The 6351-nt window shown below is 69.6% G+C and carries 5 protein-coding genes; all 5 read left to right on the forward strand.

Annotated elements, in window-relative coordinates; genetic code table 11:
• Positions 1-23 precede the first annotated feature (23 nt).
• Complete coding sequence (gene sfnG / locus HQ308_RS21780) at positions 24-1148, forward strand: dimethylsulfone monooxygenase SfnG (protein WP_027504151.1); 1125 nt, start codon at positions 24-26, stop codon at positions 1146-1148.
• A 99-nt stretch (positions 1149-1247) separates the two neighbouring features.
• Positions 1248-2501: a DUF5336 domain-containing protein gene (locus HQ308_RS21785; RefSeq protein WP_222647897.1), complete on the forward strand. Its 1254-nt coding sequence runs from the start codon at positions 1248-1250 to the stop codon at positions 2499-2501.
• 59 nt (positions 2502-2560) lie between these two features.
• A complete protein-coding gene (locus tag HQ308_RS21790; protein ID WP_222647898.1) occupies positions 2561-4003 on the forward strand; it encodes a DUF6350 family protein in 1443 nt (480 codons plus the stop codon).
• A gap of 106 nt (positions 4004-4109) precedes the next feature.
• Positions 4110-4754, forward strand: a complete 645-nt coding sequence (gene purN, locus HQ308_RS21795; RefSeq protein WP_222629067.1) for a phosphoribosylglycinamide formyltransferase — start codon at positions 4110-4112, stop codon at positions 4752-4754.
• Positions 4723-6324, forward strand: a complete 1602-nt coding sequence (gene purH, locus HQ308_RS21800) for a bifunctional phosphoribosylaminoimidazolecarboxamide formyltransferase/IMP cyclohydrolase (protein WP_222627691.1) — start codon at positions 4723-4725, stop codon at positions 6322-6324. Before purN ends, purH begins: the two co-directional genes overlap by 32 nt.
• The last annotated feature ends 27 nt before the right edge of the window (positions 6325-6351 follow it).

Here is a 6351-nt window from a genome sequence, read left to right on the forward strand (position 1 = left end):
ACTATTATCGAACCGAGGACTGCATGAGTACAGAGAAGATCGCCGACGAAGTGAAGTTCGCCTACTGGGTGCCCAACGTCAGTGGTGGCCTCGTCACCAGCGACATCGAGCAACGCACCAGCTGGGAGTTCGAGTACAACAAGAAGCTCGCGCAGACGGCGGAGAACAACGGGTTCGAGTACGCGCTGAGCCAGGTCCGGTACGAGGCCAGCTACGGAGCCGAGTTTCAACACGAGTCCACGAGTTTCAGTCTGGGACTGCTCCTCGCGACCGAGCGCCTCAAGGTCATCGCTGCCGTGCATCCCGGGCTCTGGCAACCGGCCGTGCTCGCGAAACTCGGTGCGACAGCGGACCATCTCTCCAACGGACGCTTCGCCGTCAATGTGGTGAGTGGATGGTTCAAGGACGAATTCACGCATCTCGGTGAGCCCTGGCTCGAACACGACGAGCGTTACCGACGCAGCGCCGAATTCCTGCAGGTGCTGCGCAAGATCTGGACCGAGGACGACGTCGATTTCCGCGGCGACTTCTACCGCATCCACGACTTCACGCTCAAGCCGAAACCGCTCAACACGCCCGCGCGTCCCAATCCCGAACTGTTCCAGGGTGGTAATTCGTCGGCGGCACGGGAGAACGCAGGTCGGTACTCCGACTGGTACTTCTCCAACGGCAAGGACTTCGACGGCATCACCGAGCAGATCGACGACGTGCGGCGCGTCGCACAGGCCCATCAGCGTGAAGTGAAGTTCGGTCTCAACGGCTTCATCATCGCCCGCGACACCGAGAAGGAGGCGAGGGACACCCTCCGCGAGATCATCGAGAAGGCGAACAAGCCGGCAGTCGAGGGGTTCCGCGGTGCCGTGCAGCAGGCCGGCAGTTCGACGTCGGACAAGAAGGGCATGTGGGCCGACTCGAGCTTCGAGGACCTCGTGCAGTACAACGACGGCTTCAAGACCCAGCTGATCGGTACGCCCGAACAGGTGGCGACGCGCATCGTCGACTACCGCGACCGCGGCGTGGACCTCATCCTCGGCGGTTTCCTGCACTTCCAGGAGGAGATCGAGTACTTCGGAGCGAAGATTCTGCCGCTGGTGCGGGAGATTGAGGCCGCGCGGGCGAGTGACCGCGAACCCGTCGGCGTCGCCTGAGCGAGGAGTCACTCACCGCGGGTCCGTAGTGTTGGTGAGCGGCGCGGCCGCCGCAGTCGGCGGCCGACCGACGACCAGCACCGAGGAAGAGGAATCGAGATGACCTTCTCACCAGGGGGACCCGACCACGACCACGGCCGGACGGACCCGCGGACGACCACCTTCGGAGACCCGTCCACGGAGACCGGGCAGGTCGACGACCGTTCAGCGTCGATCGACCGCACTGACGGCGCTGCGACCCCGTCCGTCGACGCGGACGCGGCCGACGCCGACGACAACACGACCGAGCAGATCGCGGCGCGCACGACGCAGGTCGCCCGTATCGCGTCGTACGTCGTCATCGGCACCGGTGTCCTCGCGTTCCTGCTCGGTCTGTCCGCGCAGTTCGCGCTCGGCGGTGAGTCCTCCAACTTCTTCGAACGCGAGCTGGGCGACCCGACGTCCGTGGCGCTGCTCCTCCTCGCCGCGCTCGTCGCGGCCGCGGGCCTCCTGCCGCGGCAGACGACGTCGCGGGGACTGGTCGCGGCGCTGTCCGTCACCGCGTTGCTCACGCTGATCTTCCAGCTGGTGAACCGCGGGGCGGCGTTCACCGCCTTCGGTGAGACCGTCCGCGTCGGTATCGGCATCGGGTCGATCCTGGTACTGATCCTGGCCATCGTGCAGGTGGCCGCGGCCGTCGGTGCGCTTCTCGTCGACTCGGGAGTCGTGACGGTCCCGGCGCCGCGTCCGAAGCAGCAGCAGTTCGGCCGGCCGGGTGGCCCGGGACAGCAGGGTCCCGGCCAGCAGAACTACGGGCAGCAGGCATATGGCCAACAGGCATACGGCCAGCAGGGCGCCTACGGCCAGCAGGGTTACGGGCAGCCACAGAGCTATGGCCAGCCGCAGGGTTACGGCCAGCCGGGTGCCTACGGGCAGCCGCAGGGTTACGGCCAGCCCCAGGGATACGGCCAGCCGCAGGGTTACGGGCAGCCCCAGGGTTACGGGCAGCCGGGTGCCTACGGGCAGCCGCAGGGGTACGGCCAGCAGGGTCAGGCGCAGCCCGGCGCCTACGGTCAGCAAGGGTACGGCCAGCCGCAGGGCTACGGATCGCCCTACAGCGCCCCGACCGAGCGCTACGGGCAGCCGGTCGGCCAGACCGCCGCGGACACCGCCCCCGCGCACGCCGCATCGGCGGAGTCCGCGACACCTCCCACCGGTGAGCAGTCGTCCGCGCAGCAGCCGAGCACGGAGGAGCGCACGCCCGAGCAACAGGCACCCGAGCAGCAGGCACCCGAGCAGCAGGCACCCGAGCAGCAGGCGCCGGAAGCCACCCGCGCACTCGACTTCGGCGATCGGTCGGACGACCGCCGCTGAACCGCGTCGTCGGCGCGCCTAGGTTCTCCACCGCGCCGACGGTGAGAACCTGATCGGTGATGACCTCACTACTCGATCGCGAACCGCACACGCGGGGCCGTTTCGGTCCGAGTCCCGACGAGGCTCGAATGCTGCTCACCGTGGCGTTCCGGCCCGTCGGGCTACTCCTGGCCGTCGTCACGGCCGTGGTGCTGGTGACGCTCGTCTCCGCGAACAGCGACCTGACGGGGACGTTCGGCGCGTTGGCCGCCACGTGGCTGGCCGTCCATCAAGTGCCGCTGGGCATCGCCGGTGCGACGTTGTCGATCCTGCCGCTGCTGCCCACTCTCGTGCTGGTGCACGCGGTGTCGTCGGCGGTCGCGCGGCCACTGACCGACGCCTCCACCCGCCGCGACATCGGATGGGTCGTCGGCGCGGCGATCGCGGGTCCGCTCGCGATGGCGGCGGTGATGCTCGCGATGATTCACGACGCGTCCACCGTCATCGCCCTGAGCACGCCCAACGCACTCGCCACCTTCGGGTGGGTGATCCTCGTGCACGGCATCGGTGCGGCGATCGGCTGCATCCGCGGTACCTGGCCCTCACTCATGCGCACGGTGGTCCTGCCGCCGTGGCTCGCAGCGTCCTTCGCTCCCGCGGCGCGTGCCGGCGCAGTACTGCTCGCCGGTGGCGCCGTCGTCGTCGCCGCCTCTCTCGTGCTGTCCTTCTCCACGCTCGGCACGCTGCTCGAGTCCGGCGGCGGGATCGGCGGAGCGCTGGGCCTGACCGCGATCTCGGTGCTGTATCTGCCCAACATCGTGGTGGCGGCGTCGTCGGTCGTCACCGGGTCGTCCGCCCACGTGGGCGCGGCGATGGTCTCCGTCACCGAGACGACCGGCGGTCAGCTTCCTGCCGTCCCGGTGCTGGCAGTCATGCCCGAATCGTCGGCCCAGGTGTGGTGGCCGGTCATGCTCGTCGTCCCCGCACTCGCCGCCGTGGTGCTCGGGCGTGCGTGTGCTCGTGCGACGACGTCCCTGGCGGACGCGGTGCGCAGTGCCGCCGCCGCCGCGGTCTGCGTGAGCGTGGCGGCCCTCCTGATCGGCGTCGTCGCCGGTGGCTCGGTGGGAACGTTCGGCCATCTTGGTGTCGATGCGCCGCTCCTCGGCGTCACCACCTTCGCGTGGTGCCTCGTGGTGGGCGCGCTCACCGCGGCCGTCACCGCTTGGTCGATGCGGCGCCACGACATCCACGGATGGCACGAGGACAGCGAAGCCGAGGAGCGCGAATCCGACGACTCCGCGGGCACATCGATGCTCGGTGAGCCGGCCGCCCTCCCCGCAGCCCCGGACGCCGCGCCGACGGACACGGACATCGTGGAAGCCGAGACCGAAGCCGAGACCACCGACACCGTCGAGACCGAAGACGATGCCGTGGAGGCGGACGTCGTCGACGCCGAGATCGTCGACCTGCCGGACGAGTCGGCCGAGCCCGAGAAGCCCGGCGGCACCGACACCGCTCCCTGACGCGCGTCCTCCCCGAGCGAGGCCGATCGAGGAGGCGAACGGCGGCCGTCTAGGCTTCCTGTCGGCGTGATCCCACGCCGACAGAGCACCTGACCCGCCCGAGCAGCTGAGGAGAAGCACGCTGTCTGCCCCGCGTTCGACACCCGGGCGGGACCTCCCGGCCCGCGTCGTCGTCCTCGCCTCGGGGGTCGGATCACTGCTCGGATCGTTGGTCGAGGCCGCGTCCGCTCCCGAGTTCCCGGCCGAGGTCGTCGCCGTGGTGGTGGATCGGCCGTGCGGCGCCGAGAGCGCAGGGCTGCCGTCCCGGCGAGTGGCCGTGTCGGACCACGGTTCGCGTGCGGAGTGGGATGCCGCCCTCACCGAGGTCGTGGACTCCTGGTCACCGGATCTCGTCGTGAGTGCGGGATTCATGCGGATCCTCGGGCCGGTGTTCCTCGCACGCTTCGGTGGCCGCATCGTCAACACCCACCCCGCACTGCTGCCGTCGTTCCCGGGCGCGCACGCGGTGGCCGACGCCCTCGCCCACGGTGTGAAGGTCAGCGGGTCCACCGTCCACCTGGTGGACGACGGTGTGGACACCGGGCCCATCGTGGCGCAGGAAGCTGTTCCGGTGCTCGACGGCGACACCGAGGAGTCGCTGCACGAGCGCATCAAGATCGTCGAACGACGGCTGCTGATCGACGTGGTCGCCGCCGTCGCCACACGCGGAGTCATCACCGATGGACGAAAGGCCCAGATCCCCAGTGACTAACCCAGAGAACACGCGCGCCGTCTCGCGCGCACTCGTCAGCGTCTACGACAAGACCGGTCTGGACGAGCTGGCCGTGGGCCTTCACGCCGCCGGGGTGGAGATCGTGTCCACCGGATCGACCGCCGGGCGCATCGCCGCCGCGGGCGTACCGGTGACTCGGGTCGAAGACCTCACCGGCTTCCCCGAGACCCTGGACGGCCGCGTGAAGACGCTGCATCCGCGCGTGCACGCCGGCGTCCTGGCGGACACGCGCAAGCCGGAACACCTCGCGCAGCTCGACGAGTTGGGCGTCGCTCCGTTCGAGCTCGTCATCGTCAACCTCTACCCGTTCACCGAGACGGTGGCGTCCGGTGCGAGTTCGGACGAGTGCGTGGAGCAGATCGACATCGGTGGCCCGTCCATGGTCCGCGCCGCGGCGAAGAACCATCCGTCGGTGGCGGTCGTGGTGGATCCCGCTCGCTACGCCGACGTGCTGACCGCGGTGCAGGGTGGCGGCTTCACGCTCGAGCAGCGAATCGCTCTGGCCGCCACGGCGTTCCAGCACACCGCAGCATACGACGTCGCGGTGGCGTCCTGGATGACCGACGTCCTCGTCGCCGGCGGTTCCGACGAGTCCGAGCACTTCCCGGCATGGATGGGCGCGACCTACGAGCGCGCCTCGGTTCTGCGCTACGGCGAGAATCCGCACCAGGCCGGCGCTCTGTACGTCGACCCGTCCGCTCCCGCCGGCATCGCGCAGGCGGAGCAGGTGCACGGCAAGGAGATGTCGTACAACAACTACACCGACGGTGACGCCGCCTGGCGTGCCGCGTTCGACCACGATCTCCCGTGCGTGGCGATCATCAAGCACGCCAACCCGTGTGGCATCGCGGTATCGGCGTCCGGCTCCATCGCCGAGGCGCATCGCAAGGCGCACGCCTGCGATCCGGTGAGCGCGTACGGCGGCGTCATCGCGTCCAACCGCGAGATCACCGTCGAGATGGCCGAGCAGGTCGCCGAGATCTTCACCGAGGTCATCATCGCCCCGTCCTACGCCGACGGCGCGCTGGGAGTGCTGCAGCGCAAGAAGAACATCCGCGTCCTCGTGTGCGAGCCGCCGACGGCGGTGCCGGAGATCAAGCAGATCTCGGGCGGCCTGCTGCTGCAGGACCGCGACCGTCTCGACGCCGCGGGCGACGATCCGTCGGGGTGGACCCTGGCCGTGGGCGAGCCCGCCGACGAGGCAGTGCTGGCCGACCTCGAGTTCGCCTGGAAGGCGTGCCGCGCCGTCAAGTCCAACGCCATCCTCATCGCCGCGGACGGTGCGTCCGTGGGAGTGGGCATGGGACAGGTCAATCGGGTCGATTCCGCCGAACTGGCCGTGCGCCGCGCCGGCGACCGCACCACGGGCGCCGTGGCCGCGTCGGACGCCTTCTTCCCGTTCCCCGACGGCTTCCAGATCCTCGCCGCAGCGGGGGTGGCGGCGGTGGTGCAGCCCGGCGGATCGATCCGCGACACCGAGGTCGTGGAGGCAGCGCGCGAGGCGGGCGTGACCATGTACCTGACCGGGTCACGCCACTTCGCACACTGACCTCTCCCAACCCCGACCCCCCCGAAC

It is taken from the genome of Rhodococcus sp. BP-241 (assembly GCF_019836145.1).
In the GTDB taxonomy this organism is placed as follows: domain Bacteria; phylum Actinomycetota; class Actinomycetes; order Mycobacteriales; family Mycobacteriaceae; genus Rhodococcoides.